General features: G+C 20.7%; 17 protein-coding genes, 1 tRNA gene and 2 pseudogenes. 13 read left to right on the top strand and 7 right to left on the bottom strand.

What is annotated here, in order from left to right; genetic code table 11:
• The first annotated feature begins 8 nt into the window (after window positions 1–8).
• Window positions 9–617, top strand: a complete 609-nt coding sequence (locus H0H41_RS02765; RefSeq protein WP_185872176.1) for a riboflavin synthase — start codon at window positions 9–11, stop codon at window positions 615–617.
• On the opposite strand, the gene H0H41_RS02760 is transcribed toward H0H41_RS02765, so the two are convergent.
• Entirely contained in the window at window positions 604–2,175 is a 1,572-nt protein-coding gene (locus H0H41_RS02760) for a phosphoenolpyruvate carboxykinase (ATP) (protein ID WP_185872175.1), read from the bottom strand. The two genes, H0H41_RS02765 and H0H41_RS02760, sit on opposite strands and share 14 nt — an antisense overlap.
• 105 nt (window positions 2,176–2,280) lie before the next feature.
• Between H0H41_RS02760 and H0H41_RS02755 the strand changes: the two genes are divergently transcribed.
• Genes H0H41_RS02755 through yihA form a run of 5 tightly spaced genes read left to right on the top strand, consistent with a single transcriptional unit; the run spans window position 2,281 to window position 5,928 of the window.
• On the top strand, window positions 2,281–2,556 hold the full coding sequence (locus H0H41_RS02755) for an acyl carrier protein (protein WP_185872529.1): 276 nt from the start codon (window positions 2,281–2,283) through the stop codon (window positions 2,554–2,556).
• 20 nt (window positions 2,557–2,576) lie between these two features.
• Window positions 2,577–3,836 carry a beta-ketoacyl-ACP synthase II gene (fabF, locus tag H0H41_RS02750; RefSeq protein WP_185872174.1) on the top strand — a complete coding sequence of 420 codons (1,260 nt, stop codon included), beginning with the start codon at window positions 2,577–2,579 and terminating at the stop codon, window positions 3,834–3,836.
• Window positions 3,826–4,563, top strand: a complete 738-nt coding sequence (locus H0H41_RS02745) for a ribonuclease III family protein (RefSeq protein ID WP_185872173.1) — start codon at window positions 3,826–3,828, stop codon at window positions 4,561–4,563. The genes fabF and H0H41_RS02745 overlap by 11 nt, the downstream gene beginning before the upstream one ends.
• Window positions 4,564–4,574: 11 nt before the next feature.
• Window positions 4,575–5,363: an alpha/beta fold hydrolase gene (locus H0H41_RS02740; protein ID WP_185872172.1), complete on the top strand. Its 789-nt coding sequence runs from the start codon at window positions 4,575–4,577 to the stop codon at window positions 5,361–5,363.
• Entirely contained in the window at window positions 5,338–5,928 is a 591-nt protein-coding gene (yihA, locus tag H0H41_RS02735; protein ID WP_185872171.1) for a ribosome biogenesis GTP-binding protein YihA/YsxC, read from the top strand. Before H0H41_RS02740 ends, yihA begins: the two co-directional genes overlap by 26 nt.
• Before the next feature lie 5 nt (window positions 5,929–5,933).
• On the opposite strand, the pseudogene aroQ reads toward yihA, so the two are convergent.
• The 3 genes and pseudogenes from aroQ to H0H41_RS02720 form a co-directional block, all read right to left on the bottom strand.
• Window positions 5,934–6,358: pseudogene (aroQ, locus tag H0H41_RS02730) on the bottom strand (type II 3-dehydroquinate dehydratase).
• On the bottom strand, window positions 6,355–7,071 hold the full coding sequence (locus H0H41_RS02725; RefSeq protein WP_185872170.1) for a pseudouridine synthase: 717 nt from the start codon (window positions 7,069–7,071) through the stop codon (window positions 6,355–6,357). The pseudogene aroQ and the gene H0H41_RS02725 overlap by 4 nt, the downstream one beginning before the upstream one ends.
• A gap of 24 nt (window positions 7,072–7,095) precedes the next feature.
• Complete coding sequence (locus tag H0H41_RS02720; RefSeq protein WP_185872169.1) at window positions 7,096–8,043, bottom strand: GHMP family kinase ATP-binding protein; 948 nt, start codon at window positions 8,041–8,043, stop codon at window positions 7,096–7,098.
• Between the two features lie 102 nt (window positions 8,044–8,145).
• On the opposite strand from H0H41_RS02720, the gene H0H41_RS02715 reads away from it, so the two are divergent.
• The 4 genes from H0H41_RS02715 to H0H41_RS02700 all read left to right on the top strand — a co-directional run bounded on the left by H0H41_RS02715 (window position 8,146) and on the right by H0H41_RS02700 (window position 12,922).
• Window positions 8,146–9,042, top strand: a complete 897-nt coding sequence (locus H0H41_RS02715) for an NAD kinase (RefSeq protein ID WP_185872168.1) — start codon at window positions 8,146–8,148, stop codon at window positions 9,040–9,042.
• A 69-nt stretch (window positions 9,043–9,111) separates the two neighbouring features.
• Window positions 9,112–9,843: an isoprenyl transferase gene (locus tag H0H41_RS02710; protein WP_185872167.1), complete on the top strand. Its 732-nt coding sequence runs from the start codon at window positions 9,112–9,114 to the stop codon at window positions 9,841–9,843.
• Between the two features lie 59 nt (window positions 9,844–9,902).
• Entirely contained in the window at window positions 9,903–12,401 is a 2,499-nt protein-coding gene (locus tag H0H41_RS02705) for a BamA/OMP85 family outer membrane protein (protein ID WP_223843725.1), read from the top strand.
• A gap of 20 nt (window positions 12,402–12,421) precedes the next feature.
• A complete protein-coding gene (locus H0H41_RS02700) occupies window positions 12,422–12,922 on the top strand; it encodes an OmpH family outer membrane protein (RefSeq protein WP_185872165.1) in 501 nt (166 codons plus the stop codon).
• A 19-nt stretch (window positions 12,923–12,941) separates the two neighbouring features.
• On the opposite strand, the gene H0H41_RS02695 is transcribed toward H0H41_RS02700, so the two are convergent.
• Window positions 12,942–13,014, bottom strand: a tRNA-Phe gene (locus H0H41_RS02695).
• Window positions 13,015–13,384: 370 nt separating this feature from the next.
• On the opposite strand from H0H41_RS02695, the gene H0H41_RS03060 reads away from it, so the two are divergent.
• The 3 genes from H0H41_RS03060 to H0H41_RS02680 are packed head-to-tail and all read left to right on the top strand — an operon-like array spanning window position 13,385 to window position 16,995.
• On the top strand, window positions 13,385–13,591 hold the full coding sequence (locus H0H41_RS03060; protein WP_223843724.1) for a hypothetical protein: 207 nt from the start codon (window positions 13,385–13,387) through the stop codon (window positions 13,589–13,591).
• Window positions 13,588–14,859, top strand: a complete 1,272-nt coding sequence (locus H0H41_RS02685; RefSeq protein ID WP_185872164.1) for a hemolysin family protein — start codon at window positions 13,588–13,590, stop codon at window positions 14,857–14,859. Before H0H41_RS03060 ends, H0H41_RS02685 begins: the two co-directional genes overlap by 4 nt.
• A gap of 3 nt (window positions 14,860–14,862) precedes the next feature.
• Window positions 14,863–16,995, top strand: a complete 2,133-nt coding sequence (locus H0H41_RS02680) for a SurA N-terminal domain-containing protein (RefSeq protein WP_185872163.1) — start codon at window positions 14,863–14,865, stop codon at window positions 16,993–16,995.
• Window positions 16,996–17,075: 80 nt separating this feature from the next.
• Here H0H41_RS02680 and H0H41_RS02675 read toward each other — a convergent pair.
• Both H0H41_RS02675 and secD read right to left on the bottom strand, forming a co-directional pair.
• Window positions 17,076–17,243: pseudogene (locus H0H41_RS02675) on the bottom strand (Sec-independent protein translocase subunit TatA/TatB); the annotation flags it as partial.
• Window positions 17,244–17,247: 4 nt separating this feature from the next.
• On the bottom strand, window positions 17,248–19,971 hold the full coding sequence (secD, locus tag H0H41_RS02670) for a protein translocase subunit SecD (RefSeq protein ID WP_185872162.1): 2,724 nt from the start codon (window positions 19,969–19,971) through the stop codon (window positions 17,248–17,250).
• Window positions 19,972–19,997: the final 26 nt, after the last annotated feature.

Genomic DNA, 19,997 nt, shown 5'->3' with positions numbered 1-19,997 from the left:
TATAAACTATGTTTACTGGTATTATAGAATGTACAACAAAAGTATATAAATTTAATTTTTATAAAAAAAATCTTTATATTACTTTTATTAATCCATTTTCATATGAAATTAAAATAAATCAAAGTATTTGTCATAATGGAATATGTTTTACTATTATTCATGTAAATGAAAAAACTTATTCAGTTATAGCTTCTGAAGAAACTTTATTCCGTACTAATTTAAATTTTTTAAAAATTAAAGATGAAATCAATTTGGAAAGAGGATTAATGATGGGTGAAAGATTAAATGGACATATAGTACAAGGACATGTAGATACAACTGCCAAAATTTTAAAAATAGAAAATAGAAATGGAAGTTGGTTATTTTTTTTTAAATCTAAAAAAAAATTAACTACCAAAGTAGTAGAAAAAGGGTCTATTGCTATAAATGGGATAAGTCTTACTATTATAACATGTAATCAATACACATTTAGTGTTTCTATTATTCCTTATACTTACAAAAAAACAAATATATCTTTTTTAAAGGTCGGAGACATTGTTAATGTAGAATTTGATATTTTAGGAAAATATATTAGTAAATATATTATAAATTATAATGATATGTTTATTCTAAAATAGGTTCTCCAGATGAAATATTTTTATCTGTATATTTTCTATATATATTAAAATGATTAATGAATTTTTTTGCAAGTATTTTTACTTGATTTTGATAATCTTTTTCATTTTTCCATGAATTTTTTGGATTTAAAATATGAGAAGATATTTCTGGGCAATATTTTGGTATTTTAAAATTAAAAATTGGATATATTTCATAAGGGACATTTAATAAAAAACCATTTAAAGCATTTTCTACAATTTTTCTAGTATCATTTAATTTTATTCGATATCCTTCTGATATCAATCCTGTATTAACCATCCAAACATTTATTTCAGTATTATATAATTTTTTTATGAACATATTTGTATATTGAATAGGATGTAAAGTCATAAATGGAGCTCCAAAACAAAAAGAAAATGTAGCTTTTGGATTATTTATATTTAATTCAGTACCAGCTACTTTAGAAGTATATCCTAATAAAAAATAATAAGAAGATTGAGCTCTATTTAATTTAGAAATGGGAGGTAAAATACCAAAAGAATCATATGTAAGAAAAAAAATATTTTTAATATTAGAAGAATATAATTTTTTTTCAATATTTTTTATAAAATAAATAGGATAACTAATTCTCATATTTTTAGTAATAGAATCATCTAAAAAATCAATTTCATTATTTTCATTTTTTAAAATAACATTTTCTAACATTGATCCTTTTTTGATAGCATTATAAATCATAGGTTCTTTTTCTTTAGAAATACCCAATATTTTTGCATAACATCCTCCTTCAAAATTAAAAATAATATTATCACAAGTCCATCCGTGTTCATCATCTCCTACCAAATTTCTATTTATATCATTAGAAATAGTTGTTTTTCCTGTTCCAGATAATCCAAAAAAAAGAGCTGTATCTTTTTTATATTTTCCTACATTTGCTGAACAATGCATGGGAAAAACATTTTTATATATTGGAAGTATAAAATTTAAAACAGAAAAAATAGATTTTTTTATTTCTCCTGTATAGCCAGATCCTCCAATTAAAATTATTTTTTTAGAAAAATTTAATATAGAAAAATTTTTTTGACGTGTTCCATCATTTATTGGATTTGCTTTAAATCCTGGGGCGCAAAATAATAACCAATCTGGTATAATTTTTTTTATTTTTTTAAATCGTAAAAAAAGATTATGAATAAATAAATCCGACCATGGATATTCACTAATAGAACGAACATTTAATTGATAACGTTTATCAGAACATAGATAACCATCTCTAATATATAATGTTTTTCCAGATAAATATTTTACTATTTTTTGGTATAAATTATCAAATTTTTCTGGATCAAAAGATTGATTAAATGTTTTATTCCACCATATTTTTTTTTCTGTAATACTGTCTTTTACAATAAATCGATCTTCAGGAGATCTACCAGTAAAAATCCCAGTATTTATTGCTAAAACTCCTGATTTTGTCTCAACTCCCATTTTTTTTTGAATAATTATATTTTGTAACTCATAAGGAGTTAATTGGTAATTCTCATAAGAATTAAATATTCCGTAATTTTCTAATGAAAAAAATATCATATATTCCTCTTTCTATTTTCTATACTTTATCTGTATAACAGCAAATTTATATATGATTTATAAAAGTTTACTAATTTTGTGAAAGAAAAAAAAAATTATGATCCTATGTCTGATATTGCATCCAGAGTAAATGCTCTTATTGTAGATAAATTAAGTGTAGATGAAAGTGAAATTATTTCTACTGCTAGTTTTACTAATGATTTAGGCGCCGATTCCTTAGATATAGTAGAACTTATTATGGAATTTGAAAAAGAATTTAATATTAGTATTTCTGATGAAAAAGCGGAAAAAATAACAACAGTCGGCGAAGCCATACAGGCTATAGAATATCTTTTAATGGAAAAAAATAAAAATAATATTGATAAAAAAAAATCTGATTAGTATTTTTATTATGTATGAGTATGGAGAACTTAAAAAAAGTAGTAATAACTGGTATTGGTTCTATTACTCCGATAGGAAATAATGTAGAAGAATATTGGATTTCTCTGATTAATGGAAAAAATGGATGTGCTCCTATAACTTATTTTAATACAAAAAAATACAAGACTAAATTTGCTTGTGAATTAAAAAATTATGATCCAAACCTTTTTTTTAGTAGAAAAGAAAAACGAAAATTAGATCCATGTGCACAATATGGAATAATTGCTTCTGAAGAAGCTATAAAAAATAGTGGTATTAATTTTTTAAAAGAAAAAAAAGAAAGAATTGGAGTAATTTGGTCTTCAGGAATTGGAGGTCTTCTTAATTTGGAAGAATCTATTTCTGATTATTTAAATGGAGGAAAATATCCTAGATTTAGTCCATTTTTTATTCCTAAAATGTTAATAGATATTACTGCTGGTTTTATTTCTATGAATTATGGTATTCATGGACCAAATTACGCAACTGTTTCTGCTTGTGCATCTTCTTCTAATGCTATTGTAGATTCTTATCATTTAATATGTTTAGGTAAAGTAGATATTATGATTACTGGTGGATCTGAAGCCGCTATTACACAAAGTGGAGTAGGAGGATTTAATGCTTTACATGCCTTATCTACTAGAAATGATGATTATAAAACAGCATCTAGACCTTTTGAAAAGGATAGAGATGGTTTTGTATTAGGAGAGGGAGCAGGATGTCTTATTCTTGAAGAATATCAACACGCTAAAGAAAGAGGAGCTAATATATATGCAGAAATAGGAGGAGTAGGAATGTCTGGAGATGCTTATCATATTACTGCACCTCATCCAGAAGGAAAAGGAATAGTTTTAGCAATGGAAACAGCTATTAGAGAAGCAGGTATTAAATATGAAGATGTTGATCATATTAATTCTCATGGAACTTCTACTAAGTTAGGAGATATTGCAGAAGTAAAAGCTATTCAAAAAGTTTTTAAAAAAAATGTATATAATATATATATTAATTCTACAAAATCTATGACAGGACATTTATTAGGAGCTGCGGGGGCGATAGAAGCAATAGCTTCTATACTTCCTTTAACAAAAGGAATAATACCTCCAACTATAAATTTATTTCAATTAGATAAAAATATAGATTCTAAAATGAATTTTATTCCAAATATAGCTATCAAAAAAGAAGTACAAATTAGTTTATGCAATACTTTTGGTTTTGGAGGACACAATGTTTGTATTTTATTTAAAAAGATAAATGTTATCTAATCCTCTTTTTGAAAAAGATATAGATTCTATTTTAGTTAAAAAATTAATAAAAATATTAGGATTTTGTCCAAAAAATACTAAATTCTTAAAAGAAGTATTTATTTATAATTTTTCTACAAAAAGAAAAAATTTAAATCAAAATTATTCTATTTCTTTTCAAAGACTTGAATTTTTAGGAGATTCTGTATTAAATACTATAATATCACATTTTTTATGTGAAAAATTTCCTAAAAAAAAAGAAGGTGAATTAACTCAAATACGATCTAAAATAGTATGTAGAAAAAATTTGAATAAAATATCTAGAAAATTAACGATTACGGATATTTTTTTAAATAAACCTATTATATCTGATAATATATTGGGAAATACCCTTGAAGCTTTAATAGGATTTATTTATTTAGAAATAGGATATCAAGGTTGTAAAAATTTTGTATATCAAAAAATATTACAATTTCATATAAATATAGTAAAATTACAAAGTGAAATTTTTAGTTATAAAGTATGGATAATGGAATGGTCTCAAAAAAATAAGTTTACAATAAATTTTAAAACTTTTAGAGAAAAAGAAGAAAAAGATAAAAATATAATTATTTATTTATCGGAGTTAACTATATTAGAATGTGGAATTCAAACTGAAGGTAGAGGTACTTCGAAAAAAAAATCGGAAGAGCTTTCTGCAAAAGCAGCTTATTTTTTTGTCCAAAAAAAATATAGTAAAACTACTTAATAGCATGATTTATGTTTTTTTTTAATAAAAATAAAAATTTTCCTCATGTAAAAAAAGGAAAAGGGCACCCTTTGATTTTACTTCATGGATTAATGGGAGGATTAAGCAATTTTAAAGCGCTTTTGGATTTTTTTCCACAAAAAGGTTATAAAGTAATTATTCCTTCATTACCTATTTATAATATGCCATTATTTTTAACAAATATTTCTAATTTATCTAAATATATTATTCAATTTTTGATACAAATAGGAATTAAAAAAGCTACTTTAGTGGGAAATTCACTTGGAGGACATATTGCTTTAATTATAGCAAAAAAAAGAATAGATTTAGTACATTCTTTAGTTCTTACGGGAAGTTCAGGTTTATTTGAAAAATCTTTTGGATATGCTTTTCCAAAAAGAGAAAATTATGAATTTATAAGAAAAAAATCACAAGAAATATTTTATGATCCTAAAATAGCTACCAAAAAATTGGTTGATGAAGTATTTCATATTGTTAATGATAAAAAAAAGGGAATTAAAATTTTATATATTGCTAAAAGTGCTATGAAATATAATATGTCTAAAGATTTATCTATTATTCAACAACCTATTTGTTTAATATGGGGGAAACAAGATCATGTAACTCCACCGGAAATAGCGGAGGAATTTCATAGATTATTACCTGATTCTGAATTACATTGGATTGATAAATGTGGACATGCTCCTATGATGGAACATCCTAAAAAATTTATAGAAATATTAGATAAATGGCTTTCTAAATTTAATTTCCATCATGAAAATTTTTTCTGTAAAATTTAAAGGAAGTTCAAAAGAACTAAATAAAATTAATAATTTTAATTTTCCTGAATATGCTTTTGTAGGACGTTCTAATGTTGGAAAATCTAGTTTAATAAATTATATAGTAGGAAGAAAAAAAATAGCTAAAGTTTCTTCTTATCCTGGAAGAACTCAATATATAAACCATTTTTTAATAAATAATCAATGGTATTTTATAGATTTACCTGGATATGGATTTTTTTCAAAAAAAAGAATTAAAAAAGAAACACAAAAATTAATTTTAGATTATATTTTTTATACAAAAAATCTTTTTTGTTTATTTTTATTAATAGATAGTAGATTTTTTATACAAAAAATTGATTTAGATTTTATAAAAAAACTAAATAATCTTAAAAAAAATTTTTGTATTATTTTTACAAAAATAGATAAATTGAATCGTAAATTTATTGAAAAAAATATTTCTTTTTGTATTGAAAAAATTAAAAATAACGGTTTTATTATTCCTATTTGGTTTAAAGTTTCTGTAAAAAAAAGATATGGAAGAAAAAATATTATTCAATATATTCAAAAATTCCATAATCATTAATAATCTTATAAAAGAAAACTAATGATTCCTAATTCATAAGATTTTAATCCAAATCCAAAAATTGTTCCTTTACATACAGGAGATAAAAATGATTTTTTCCGAAAAGATTCTCTTGAATGAATATTAGAAATATGAATTTCTATAACAGGTGATGATATAGATTTTATTGCATCAGCAATTCCTATAGAAGTGTGAGTATAAGCTCCAGCATTTAATATAATTCCATCCATTTGAAATCCTAAAGAATGTAAAAGATCTATAATTTTTCCTTCACTATTATTTTGATGATAAATAATTTCTATATTATTAAAAATTTTTTTTTTTTTAATTTATTAAAATAATCTAAAAAATTTTCATTTCCATATAATTTTGGTTCTCTTTTTCCTAAAAGATTTAAATTAGGTCCATTGATAATGGTGAATTTTTTCATATTATAATATTTTCTATTTCTTTTTTATTTAAATAACACCATTTTCCTATTTTTATATTTTTTTTAGATAATCCTCCAAAATAAACTCGATCTAATTGAATTACTTGATAATCTAATTTTTTAAAAATACGTTTAATGATTCTATTCCATCCTATATATAATCCTATTTTAATTTGATTTTTTGTATAACCTTTATTTACAAAAATAACTGTCACTTTTCCTTCTTTTAAATATATTTTTCCTTTTCTAATTTTATCTAAATCTTCATTTTTAATTTCTTTATTTAACAAGACATGATAAATTTTTTTAATTTTATATTTTGGATGAGTTAATTTTTCAGATACAAATCCATCATTTGTTAAAAGCAAGACACCAGTAGTAGAACTATCTAATCTTCCTACTGGAAAAATTCTATATTTTGAAAAAAAAGGTATTAAATTCATTACTATTTTTCTGTTAAATGGATCTTTTGTAGTAGTGATATATCCTTTAGGTTTATTGAGCAATATATAAATTTTATTTTGAATTTTTATTTTTGATCCATAAAATGTAACAATATCATTTATATGAATAATTGTTCCTAATCTACAAATAGATTTTCCATTAACTTTTATGGCTCCAGATAAAATTAGTTTATCCGCTTCTCTTCTAGAAGAAATTCCAGCATTAGATAAATAATGATTTAATCTAATTTTATTATTATTAATTTGCATAATTATATTTTAATTAAAAAAAAATTAAAAACGAAAGAGAACTTCCATTGTATATTGTTTTAATTTTTTTTTTGATATATTATAATTTGGAGTAAATCCTAAAATAAATCCTCCTCCTCCAGATCCACATAATTTTAAATAATGTATATTATTCAAAAGGCCTTCTTCCCATATTTCATATATATTTTTTGGTATCATTGGACGAAAATGATAAAAAACCCATGTAGAAAGTTTTTTTACATTTTTTAATAAAATTTTGAAATCTTCTTTTAAAAAATTTTCAATACATTTTTCGTTGTATATAATGAATTCTTCTTTTAAAATTTTTTTAAATTTATTATTTTTTAATTTTTCTAAAAAAATCTTTATTACAGAAGAAGTTTTGCTAGGAATTCCAGAATTTAATAAAAAAATAGCTCCTTTTCCTTTTCTTTTTTTAGGAATTTTTATTATAGAAATATCTGTTTTTGAACGAATTAAAAGAGGTAAATTTAAATAACAAATTAAAGGATCTATTCCAGAACTTTTTATATGAAAAAAAGATTCCATTTGACTAAATATTTTTTTTAAAATTATTATATTTTCATTTATGAAACATTTTTTTAATTTATTTTTTGCATATTTATCATAAATAGCAGCAACTAATGCTCCAGAACTTCCTAATCCATATCCTTGAGGAATATTGGAATGAAAAAATAAACCATTTTGTATATCTTGATATAATTGTTTTAAATTTAATTTTTTTAAAATTTGTTTTTTTTTTAAAAAAGATAAAAAATTATAATATTTTTTAATTTTATAATTAGAAGATAAGATCTCTTCATTTTTATGAATTTTATTAAATTTATAATGTAATTTTAAAGTTCCTTTATAAAAATTATGAGGAATAGAGAGACCACTAGAATTTTCTAAAATTCCATATTCTCCAAATAATAATACTTTTGCAGGAAATAAAGATTCTGATTTTTTCATATTCTTTTTTCCTTTTTATTCAAAAAACAAATTTAATACAAACTAAACTAAATTAATTACAAATTTATTTAATTAAATAATTAATTTATAAAAAAAATTAAAATGAAAATAGCCGTATATGGACAAAATTTTTTGGAAAAAAATATACCATATTTAAATCAGTTTATCGGTTATGCATATAGTAATTCAATAGAAATTTATATTGAAAAATCCTTTTTTGATATTTTGTCTTCTTTTGAAGAATTTAAAAATTTAGATTTTCCTATTTTTTCTAATTATAAAGAATTAACTAAAGATTTTAGTTTAATGTTTACTTTTGGAGGAGATGGAACTATTTTATCAGCTATTACATTAATAAGAGATTCTGGAATTCCTATAGTTGGAGTTAATACAGGAAATCTTGGTTTTTTAGCTACTTTTAATAAAGATGTTTTTATTCAAAAAATAGATCAAATTTTTAATAAAAAATTTCATTTAATGCCTAGAAGTTTATTATATTTAAAAACTTCAATTACAAATATTAACACTAATCATAACAAATTTTTTAATTTTGCATTAAATGAAATTGTTATTCTTCGTAAAGAAACAGTATCTATGATTACTATAGATGCTTATATTGATAATGAATTTTTAACTTCTTATTGGGCAGATGGATTAATCATTTCTACTCCTACTGGATCAACTGGATATTCTTTGAGTTGTGGTGGTCCTATTATTAGTCCTGATAATCATAATTTTGTTATTACACCTATATCTCCTCATAATTTATTTTCACGTCCACTAATTATATCAGATAATCAAAAAATTCATTTAAAAATTCATAGCCGTGTAAAATATTATTCTTTATCTATGGATACTAGATTAACTTCTTTAAATAAAGAAAATGAATTATATATACAAAAAGCTCCTTTTTATATTTATCTTCTTCAAGAAGGTAAAAATACTTATTATAAAACATTACGAGAAAAACTTTTATGGGGAATAGATCAAAGAAATTGAAAATGAAAAATATTTGTTTTTTATTTATTTATATCTTTGTTAAAGATGTATTTATGATTTATATTTCTCATGAAAAATTTATTAGAAAAAATAGATTATAATAATATTCCTCATCATGTAGCTATTATTATGGATGGAAATGGACGTTGGGCGGAAAAAAGAGGAAAATTAAGAACGTTTGGTCATGAAAAAGCAATGCAATCTGTAAGAGATACTATAAATGGATGTAAAGAATTAAGAATTCCTTATGTTACTTTATATGTTTTTTCTTCTGAAAATTGGAATAGGCCACAAAAAGAAATAAATGATTTAATGCGTTTATTTCATACTAATTTAAAAATTCATTTAAAAGAAATTCATGAAAAGAATGTAAAAATTATTATAATAGGAGAAATTGAAAAATTTTCAAAAATTATTCAAAAAGAATTATTTTTTTTTATGAAAAAAACAGAAAATAATACGTCTGGAACTTTGATTTTAGCATTAAGTTATAGTGCAAGAAAAGAGATATTAAGAGCAACGAAAAATATTGCTAAAAAAGTTTCTAATGGATTTTTTTCATTACAAGATATAAATGATTCTTTTTTTCAAAATCATTTATATACTAAAGATTTACCAGATGTAGACTTAATTATAAGAACTAGTGGAGAACAACGTATTAGTAATTTTTTACTTTGGCAATCTGCTTATGCAGAATTATATTTTACAAATATTTTATGGCCAGATTTTAGGAAAAAAGATTTTTTTGAAGCTATTATAAATTATCAAAAAAGAAAACGTCGTTTTGGAAACGTTGAATAACTTTTTTATTCATGAAAAAAAATATATTTCTAATAGGCATTTTTTATTTATTAATGATAATGCTACAAATCCAACATGGATACTCTTTTAATCAAAAGAACCAACATGGATACTCTTTTAATCAAAAGAAAATTTTTAATATTCAAAAAAATGAAAATTTAAATATAGTTGTAAAATCAATTCATATAATAGGAAAATCAAAATATAATAGTCAATTTATTTCCAAATTATCTGGTATTTATGATGGAGATTTAATTGATTTTTATGGAATTAAGATAGATTTTGCTATTAAAAAATTATGGAACAGTCATCTATTTAAAAATATATCTATTTATAAAAAAAATATTTCTAAAAATGAAATAGATTTATTTTTTGAATTAGAAGATTTAATAGAAATTCATGAAGTTAAAACAATAGGAATTAGAAAAGAACAGTTCCCTAATATAAAAAAAATAAAATATGGAGATAAAATTTCTGATGATTTAATTCAAACTATAAAAAACGATATTCAAGAATATTATATAGAAAAAGGATATAATGAAATTAAGATAAAAAGTGAAATAACTAAAATAAATAATAAAAATATATTATATATATCTGTTGATAAAGGTAAAAAAATTGAAATAGAAAAAATATTCTTTGAGGGAAATAATATCATTAATGATAAAGACTTACTAAGTTTAATGATAAAAATTAGAAAAAATTTTTATATTCCAATTATAGAAAAATCTATTTATTTATTTGTTCAAGAAAATATAAAAAAAGATTTAAAAAATATTATAGATAAATATAAATCTATGGGATTTCTTGATATTCAAATATTTTTAGATTCTGTTTGGAAAGAAAAATCTGGAAATTATGGAATAAAAATAAAGGTTATTGAAGGAGATAGATATTATTTAGGAAATGTAGATTTTTTAGGAAATATAAAATTGAAAAATAATTTTTTAAAAGAAATTTTATTTTATAAAAAAGGAAATATTTATAATAAAATTGAAATTGAAAGAAATATTTTAAATGCTTCTTTTCCTAAAAGTATTTTATCTACTTACCTAGACTTAGGTTATTTATTTGTAAATATAATTTTAATAGAAAAAAGAGTAATAAATCATCAAATAGATTTAGAAATACAAATAAAAGAAAATAACCCAGTATATATAAATAAAGTTAAAATATTAGGAAATTTAATAACAAAAGATCATGTTATTAGAAGAGAATTAAAAACTTATCCAGGAGATCTTATTAATCCTAAAAATATCAGATATAGTTTATTAAACTTAGAAAATTTAAATCTTTTTGAAAAAGTACATTCTGAAATTATTCCAAATAAAAAAAATAATTTTGTAGATATAGAATGGCATATTATCGAAAAAAATACAAATGAATTTCAATTTCATGGAGGATTTGGGGGAAAAAATATGAAAAATATTATTGGTAATTTTAAATTAAATTTTGGGAATTTTTCTTTTAAAAATTTTTTTAAATGGAAATTATGGAATCCTATTCCTCAAGGAGACGGTCAAAAATTAATTATTTTTAGTCAATTAGGAAAAGATTTTTTATCTTATGGTTTTTCTTTTACAGAGCCTTGGATAGAAAAGAAAAATCCTACATCTTTAACTTTAATAGGGAATTATTCCAAAAAGAAAATAAAAAAAGAAGAAGATTTTTATTTATTATCTCAAATATATAAAAATGATAAAATTGAGGAAAAACAATTTTTAGAAAAAATAGGAACTTCTATTAGTTTAAATAAATTTTTATCTTTTTTAGATCCTTATTCAAAAATTTTAACATCTATTGATTACGATAAATTTTTTTTAAAAAAAGAAATTTCTTCTGATTTTTATCAAAAAAAAATATTACATAATATTAATTTTTTGATTTCATTACAAAGAATTTCTACAGAACCCGATGTCATATTTCCATTAAAAGGATCACAAATCCAATTAAATAGTAAATTTACTCCTCCATATTCTATTATTTTAAATAATAATGATCAAAATGAAATAAAATGGATAGAATATTTTAAATTTAAAATAAATTTTTTTTGGTATAAAAAAATTATAGAAAAAATGGTATTAAAAATAGGAAATGAATTTGGATATTTAGGACAATATGATAATTCAAAAGAATTATTTCCTTTTCAAAAATTTTATATAGGTGGAGTACAAAATAATTTATTTGTATCAAAATTAGAAAATTTTGATCATATTCCATTAAGAGGATATTCTTTTATAAAAAATAATTTTAGATATCCAATTCCAAGTAATGGAGGAGTTATTTATAATAAAATTATTTTAGAAATACGTTATTTAATTAAAAATTTTTCAAATTTAAAAATTTGGAATACTTTTTTTATGGAAGGAGGAAATGTTAGTGATTCTTATCAAAAATTTTATCCATTAAAAATGAATAAATCTATTGGATTTGGTATTCGTTTTTTTTGGAGTCCAATAGGATTTTTAGGTATAGATATAGGATATCCTATAGATGATGTAGATATAGGTAATAAATCAAAATGGAAAAAACATTTTATTATAGGAAAAGATTTGTAATTAACAATTAAAATATATATATGAAAAAAAATACAATTTTTTATTTTTTATTATTTTTCTTACTATTTGGATATTCATTTTCTTTTTCTAAAGATTGTAAACAAAAAATAGTTTGTCTTAATAGTATAGTACTTATAGAAAAAATGAAAGAATTCTCTAATGCTCAAAAAGAATTAACTAAAATTAGTAAAATGCATGAGAATATACTTGATAAATTAGCAAAAGAATTTCACAAAAAAGTAGAAAAATTTAAAAAAAATAAAAATCCAATTCTTAAAAAAGAATTAGAAATTTTACAAGCAAGAGCTCATGCATATCAAAAAAAAGCATCTGATGATTTAAATAAAAAACAAAATAAATTATTAAATCCCATATATAAAAAAATAGAAAATGCTATTTATAAAGTAATAGAAAAAGATAAAAATATTATAAGAGTGGATGATTGTAGTCCTGGAAAAGGAGTTTTAATTAATAAAGGAACAGATATAACAGAGGAAGTTAAAAAAGAATTAGGTATATAATTATATATTATATTTATAGTGGTATCTCCCGGAATCGAACCGGGGACACAAGGATTTTCAGTCCTTTGCTCTACCAACTGAGCTAAGATACCAAATAAAAAAAATGATAAACAAAAATACAATAATAAGTAATAATAATAATTCAAAAAATTCCATTATCATATTTTTTTTATTAATTTTATTTTTTTTTTCTTGTAAAGAAAAAAAATTTTTTATAAAAAAAAAATTCCTCAAAGAATTTTTATTAATACAAGTATTTTATACAAAGAAAATGGAATATTAAAAATTTTTCTTTATTCACCAATAATAAAAGAATATACATATTATACCTTATTTCCAAATGGTTTTTATTTATTAATTTACGAGAATAATACTAATAAATATACTTATATTAAAGCAAATTGGGTAAAATCAATTGGTGTTAAAAAAATAATTTATCATATTAAAGGAAATATTCAAATTATGAATTCTAATGGATACTTTGTTAAAACTGAAGAAGTTTTTTGGGATAAACAACAGAAAAAAATTTTTAATGAAAAATATACAATGATATCTAATTTAGATGGAATTATATTACATGCAATAAATGGAATAGAAGCTTCTGATGATTTAAAAAAAATTAAATTAAAAAATATTCGTGGAACTTTACCTTTGATATATATAATATGATTTTTCATATTAGTATAGTTTTAATTACTATACTTATATCTGCTTTTTTTTCTGGAATGGAAATGGCTTTAATTTCTTCTAGTTTATTTCAAATAGAATTAGAGAAAAAAAAAGGATCATTTCGTTCTAAAATTCTTTCTAAAAGCATTAATAAACCTAAAAAATTTATAACTACAATGCTAATTGGCAATACCATTTCTTTGGTTATATATGGTATTTATATGAGTAAATTATTTTTTTCTATTTTACCAAAAGAATTATTAAATAATTCTTTATGGATAATTTTTTTAGAAACAGTTTTTTCCGCTACTGTTATTTTAATTATTGGAGAATTTATTCCTAAAATAATATTTAGTGTATATTCCAATGAATTATTGAATTTATTTATTATTCCTGTATATTTTATATGTAAAATATTTTCTCCTATCACTAATTCTATTATTTGGATTTCTAATGTTTTTTTGAAAATATTAGGAGAAAAAGAAAATGATAAAAAAAAATTCTTTGATAAAGAAGATTTAATTTATTTTTTATCAGAAAATATGAGAAATAGTGTTAAAGAAAAAGAATTTATAGAATCTGAAATTGAGATTTTTCATAAAGCTTTGGATTTTTCTGAAAAAAAAGCACGAGAATGTATGGTTCCTAGAAAAGAAATAGTTTCTTCTAATATTACATTTTCTTCTATGGATAATATTCGTAATATCTTTACAGAAAGTGGATTATCTAAAATTGTTATTTTTAAAAAAAATATAGACAATATTATAGGATATATTCATTATTTAGAATTTTTAAAAAAGCCAAAAAATATTGAATCTGTAATTAGATCTGTGGAATTCGTTTATATTACTACACCTGTGAGAGAAATTATGGATCTTTTAATTAAAAAAAAAAGAAGTATAGCTATAGTTTTAGATGAATATGGAGGAACGGCAGGAATGATAACTATAGAAGATATTTTAGAAGAATTTATTGGAGATATAAAAGATGAACATGATGAAAATTTTTTATTAGATAAAAAATTGAATAATTACGAATTTTTATTTTCTGCACGTTTAGAAATAGATTTTATTAATTCCAAATATGATTTAGATCTTCCAAAATCAGAAAAATATGAAACTTTAGGTGGTTTGATAGTTACTTATACAGGAAATATTCCTAAATATGGAGAAATAATTATTATTAATAAAAATTTTTTTATTGAAATTAAAAAAGTATCTAAAAATAAAATAGAAGAAGTTTTTCTTCAAAAAAAAATATTGAATTAAAAAATGAGTTTTTTAGAAAAAATTAGAAAAAATACATGGTTAATTTTTGTATTTATAGTAATTTCTTTAATTTTTTTTATATTAGATCCTAATATTTTATTAAAATTTTTTTCTTCAAATTCTAACGTTATAGGTAAAGTAAATGGAGATAATATTTCTTTTAAAGAGTATTTTGATAATTTTCAATTTTTAAAACGATTTCGTGATGGAGAATCTGATTCTTCTTTAAAAAATGATGCTTGGAAGTTTTTAGTTCATGAAAAAGTATTAACACAACAAGCAGGTAAATTAGGAATACAAAGTACAAAAAAAGATTTTTGGAAAGCTATAGAAAAACAATCTATATATAGTAATATTATTGATTTTCAAGATGAAAAAGGTAATATGGATATAAAAAAATTTCGATTATATCTGAAAAATATAGAAAAATTATATAAAAAAAATAAAACACCTCAAATAGAGGAAGAAAAAAATATTTGGTCTTATGAAAAAAATAATATTTTAAAAAGAATTATTGCAAGAAAATATGTAGAAATGTTAATGTATGGATTAAATACTTCTTTCATAGAAGCAAAATTAAATTATAGAGATAAAAATTATTTTTCAATTATTGATTATATTTTTGTTCCTTATTCAGAAATAGAAAAAAAATATATATCAATAAAAAATTATGAGATTTATGATCATATTAAAAAAAATAAATTTCTATATAAAAAAGAAAATTTAAGGAATCTTAGTTTTGTTATATTACATTCTAATCCATCTTTAGATGATAAAAAAAATATGGAACTGAAAATCAGTAAATTATTTAATCAATTTAAATATTCTAATCATAAATCTATGATTATTTCTAATCAATCTGAAAATCCTTTTGATCCAAACTTTTATTTAAAAAAAAATCTTCCTCCTATTTTACAAAATTTTGTAGAAAAAAATAATGATATTGGTACTATATTCGGTCCTATTAAAGATAATAATATTTATATTATGGCTAAATTAACTGGAAAAAAAATGATATATAATTCTATTTTATCCAGTCATATATTAATTTCTCATAAAGAAGCTATCCGTTTTTATAATAAAAGATCTAAAAAAGAAGCTCAACATATAGCTAAAAAAATATATAATATTGTTAAAAATAATCCTTATAAATTTCATTCATTAGTAATGAAAATATCTGATGATTTTATTAATATAAAGAAAAATAAAGGAAATTTAGGATGGATCAAATATGAAGAACAAAATAATGTTCTTAAATCAGATATTTTTTCTTTAAAAAATAAAAAAGGAATAATAATTTTTTATGAAACTAGATTTGGTTATCATATTTTAAGGATAGATGATCAAAAAGATATACAGCCTGTATATCAATTCTCTATTTTTGTAAAAACACTTATTCCATCAAAAAAAACGGAAGATTTACTTCATAAAAATGTTTTTCAATTTATGAAAAATAATACTAATTCTAGTTTGAATAGATTTATTAATAATGCAAGAAAAAAAGGATATGAAACTATTTTTTTAGAAAAAGTAAAAAATAATCAATGGAATATTGATGGATTAAACTCTGAATTAGATAAAGAAATTATAAATTGGTCTTATGAAAAAAATAGAAAAGAAGGAGATAAAAAAATTTTTTATACATCAAATAGAGATTATATTATAGTATTTTTATCTAAAATTCAAACAAAAGGATATTCTATTGAAGAAATAAAAAATAATATAATACCTATTTTGATTAAAAATAAAATTTATAAAAATTTATTATTAAATAAATTTTCTTCTAAAAATTTAGAACAAATATCTGTTCATTTTTCTAAAAAAATAAATAAATCTTGTTTAATTAATTTTTATAATTCTATGATTGATCAATACATAGAACCTAAAGTAGTAGGATATGCTTTTTCTTCAAAATTATATAAAACTTCTATTCCTATTTTAGGGGAAAAAGGTATTTTTTTTGTAAGACCATTAAAACGTTTTAATACATCTAAAAATACTTCTAAAAATAATTCTTATTTTTCTTCTGAAATAGAATTTTTAAATTCTTTTTTAAGAAGAAATGTTATAGAACAATTAGGAGATGTATTAATTGATAAATCTATTATTAAAGACTATAGAAAAGATGATATTTAATAAATAAATAATTAAATAGAATATATTATATAATAAAAATATAAAATATATATTTTTTTTTGTAAAATTGGTTTTTTTTATGATCTAAAGATATCATTTTTTATTTTTTCTTTAGCATTTTTTAAATATCGTATTCCTTCTCCTAATCCACGAGCTATATCTGGTATTTTTTTTGGTCCAAATATGAGTATAGCTATAAAAATAATAAAAAAACTTTCTTCAATACTAATAAATAAAAAATTTGTCATATTTCTATATTTTTTTTTTACAAAAATCGTACACAATAGATGGTGCAATAAATAAAGAAGAATAAGTTCCAATACTTATTCCAATAAATAAAGCTAACGTAAAACTACGAAGAGTAGTTCCTCCAAATAAAAAAATAATAGTAATTACTAATAAAGTAATTAATGAAGTATGAATAGTTCTTGTTATAGAATTAATAATACCAGTGTTAATATTTTTTCTCATGTTTAAAAATATTGTTTTTTTTGAAATTTTTCTTATTTGATCATAAATAATTACAGTATCATTAATAGAATAACCAATTATAGTTAATAACGCTGCTATAAAAGATTGGTCTATTTCTAGAATAGGAAATTTTTTGTAAAAAAAAGAATATATTCCAAGTACAATAATTGAATCATGAATTAAAGAAATTATAGCTCCTAATCCAAATTGCCATTTTTTAAACCTTATAAAAATATATAAAAATATTACAACTAAAGAAACTGTGATTGATATCACAGATTTTTTTTTCATATCTTGAGCTATTATAGGTTCTACTTTTTCATAAGATAAAATTCCTAAAGGTTTATTTTTTTCTTTTTCTATGCTTTTAAAATCATTAAATTGAAAATGAATAGGAAAATAATCTTTCAAAGATAAAAACATTTTTTTTAAAATTTCTTCGTCTATTTGAGAATTTTTTTCCCATATTTTATATTTAGTTATTATTTTCAATTGATTTTCTTTTCCAAATGTCATTACCCTTGGAAAGGAAGGTTTTCCTTTTTCTAGGAATGTTTTTGATAAAATTTGTGAAATTTTATCAGGAATGATTTTTTTTTCAAAAAGAATTACATAAGAACGTCCTCCTACAAAATCTAATCCTAGATTTAATCCTTGAAAAATTAAAGAAAATATACTAAATGTTAAAAGAATAGAAGAAATTATATAAGCCCATTTTCTTTTAGATAAAAAATCCCATTGTATATTTTTAATTTTATAAAAAAAATTAATAAACATTTTATTAATAAAAGTAATTTTATTATATTTTTTTAAATGCCATTCTAATAATAATCTTCCTAAACAAGTAGAAGTAAATACAGATATTATAATTCCAATAATTAAAGTAGTAGAAAATCCTTTAATTGGACCTGTACCAAAATAAAATAAAATAATTCCACATAATAAAGTTGTAATTTGTCCATCTATAATAGAAGATAAAGCTCCATGAAATGTATAACTATTTTGAATAGATGCAAAAATAGAAATTTTATTGTTTATATTTTCTTTAATTTTTTCATAAATTAAAATATTTGCATCCATAGACATGGCTAATGTTAATATAATTCCTGCAATTCCAGGAAGAGTTAATACAGCATTGATTGAAATAATAATTCCAAAAATTAATATAATATTTAAAATTAAAATAATATTAGAATATAACCCTGGAATTGAATAATAAAAAATCATCCAAAAAAATACAAAAAATAAGGCTATTAAAAAAGATTTTATTCCTTTTTGAATAGAAACTATACCTAAATAAGGTCCTATAATATCAGTTTGTACAATATTTACTGAAATAGGATATTCTCCTGCATTTAATACATTGATTAAATCATTAGACTCTTGTATAGAAAAATGTCCAGATATTTGAGACATACCGTTTGGTATAACTGATTGAACTAATGGGGTTGCATAAACTAAATTATCAAGTACTATTGCTATATTTTTCCCTATATTTTTTTTAGTAAATATTTTCCATTTTTTAGTTCCTTCTTGATTCATTTTTATATTTATTGATATTTCATTAAATGGACCAAAAGATTTATAAGCGTTAGTTACAATATCTCCATTTAAAGAAGAATCCATTTCATTGATTTTTACAGCAAATAATTGAAAAAAATTTTTATTTAAAAAATTTTTATTTCCCCATAAAAATTTAACATTTTGTAAATAATATGGTAATACTTCTGAAGATTTCATTAAATTAAAAAAATCAGAAATTATTTTTTTATTTTTTTTATGAACTAATCCAACTATATTATTCGATTTTATATTAGATAGATTCAAAATATTTATAAAAGATTTTTTAAATTTTTTATAAAAAATTGGATCTATTTTTTGAAAAAATGGAAAAATTTCTTGAATATTATAAATTTCAAAAAAATGTAATTCTGCTTTTCTCTCTAAAATATTTTTTATTCTACTTATATCTGTTATTCCAGATAATTCTATTAATATTTTGTTAGTATTTTTAATACGTTGTATATTTGGTTGTAAAATTCCAAATTGATTGATTCTGGATATTAATATATTTTGAATAGAAATAATAGATGATTCTATTTTTTTTCTAAGAAAAGCTTTCACTTCTACATTTGAACTATTAGAATCAATTTGTCCTATATTATATCTATTTCCAAATAAATCGGGAGAAGATAAACTAATATTAAATTGATTGAAGAAATCAATAAAAAATGATAAATAATCTATATTTGTATTATTTTTTTTTTTATTATCAGCATATTCTAATGCATTTAGAAAAAAAGAATTTTTAGAATTTTCAGAAAGTTTTTTTAATAAATCCTTTTCCGATACATCTAAAATTATGCTAATACCTCCTTTTAAATCTAATCCAAGATTTAGAGTATTTTTATTATTTTTTAATAATGTACTAGAACATATATAATATAAGCAAATTATAGTCAATATTATAGTTATAAAAATTGTAAAAAAATTTCCTATACGCATTTTATTTGTTTATAAAAATAGGATTA

The organism is Blattabacterium cuenoti, from assembly GCF_014252255.1.
GTDB lineage: Bacteria > Bacteroidota > Bacteroidia > Flavobacteriales > Blattabacteriaceae > Blattabacterium > Blattabacterium cuenoti_J.
Note: the sequence above shows the minus strand (reverse complement) of the source record. Positions and strands in the feature narration are given on the sequence as shown.

Bases quoted from the DNA above. Each gene is read 5' to 3' on its own strand.
- H0H41_RS02705 (WP_223843725.1), top strand. From the start codon at position 9,903: ATGCTACAAATCCAACATGGATACTCTTTTAATCAAAAGAACCAACAT.
- H0H41_RS02715 (WP_185872168.1), top strand. From the start codon at position 8,146: ATGAAAATAGCCGTATATGGACAAAATTTTTTGGAAAAAAATATACCA.
- H0H41_RS02765 (WP_185872176.1), top strand. From the start codon at position 9: ATGTTTACTGGTATTATAGAATGTACAACAAAAGTATATAAATTTAAT.
- H0H41_RS02710 (WP_185872167.1), top strand. From the start codon at position 9,112: ATGAAAAATTTATTAGAAAAAATAGATTATAATAATATTCCTCATCAT.
- H0H41_RS02745 (WP_185872173.1), top strand. From the start codon at position 3,826: ATGTTATCTAATCCTCTTTTTGAAAAAGATATAGATTCTATTTTAGTT.
- fabF (WP_185872174.1), top strand. From the start codon at position 2,577: ATGGAGAACTTAAAAAAAGTAGTAATAACTGGTATTGGTTCTATTACT.
- H0H41_RS02720 (WP_185872169.1), bottom strand. From the start codon at position 8,043: ATGAAAAAATCAGAATCTTTATTTCCTGCAAAAGTATTATTATTTGGA.
- H0H41_RS02740 (WP_185872172.1), top strand. From the start codon at position 4,575: ATGTTTTTTTTTAATAAAAATAAAAATTTTCCTCATGTAAAAAAAGGA.
- H0H41_RS02700 (WP_185872165.1), top strand. From the start codon at position 12,422: ATGAAAAAAAATACAATTTTTTATTTTTTATTATTTTTCTTACTATTT.
- yihA (WP_185872171.1), top strand. From the start codon at position 5,338: ATGAAAATTTTTTCTGTAAAATTTAAAGGAAGTTCAAAAGAACTAAAT.
- H0H41_RS02680 (WP_185872163.1), top strand. From the start codon at position 14,863: ATGAGTTTTTTAGAAAAAATTAGAAAAAATACATGGTTAATTTTTGTA.
- H0H41_RS02760 (WP_185872175.1), bottom strand. From the start codon at position 2,175: ATGATATTTTTTTCATTAGAAAATTACGGAATATTTAATTCTTATGAG.
- H0H41_RS02755 (WP_185872529.1), top strand. From the start codon at position 2,281: ATGTCTGATATTGCATCCAGAGTAAATGCTCTTATTGTAGATAAATTA.
- H0H41_RS03060 (WP_223843724.1), top strand. From the start codon at position 13,385: ATGAATTCTAATGGATACTTTGTTAAAACTGAAGAAGTTTTTTGGGAT.
- secD (WP_185872162.1), bottom strand. From the start codon at position 19,971: ATGCGTATAGGAAATTTTTTTACAATTTTTATAACTATAATATTGACT.
- H0H41_RS02685 (WP_185872164.1), top strand. From the start codon at position 13,588: ATGATTTTTCATATTAGTATAGTTTTAATTACTATACTTATATCTGCT.
- H0H41_RS02725 (WP_185872170.1), bottom strand. From the start codon at position 7,071: ATGCAAATTAATAATAATAAAATTAGATTAAATCATTATTTATCTAAT.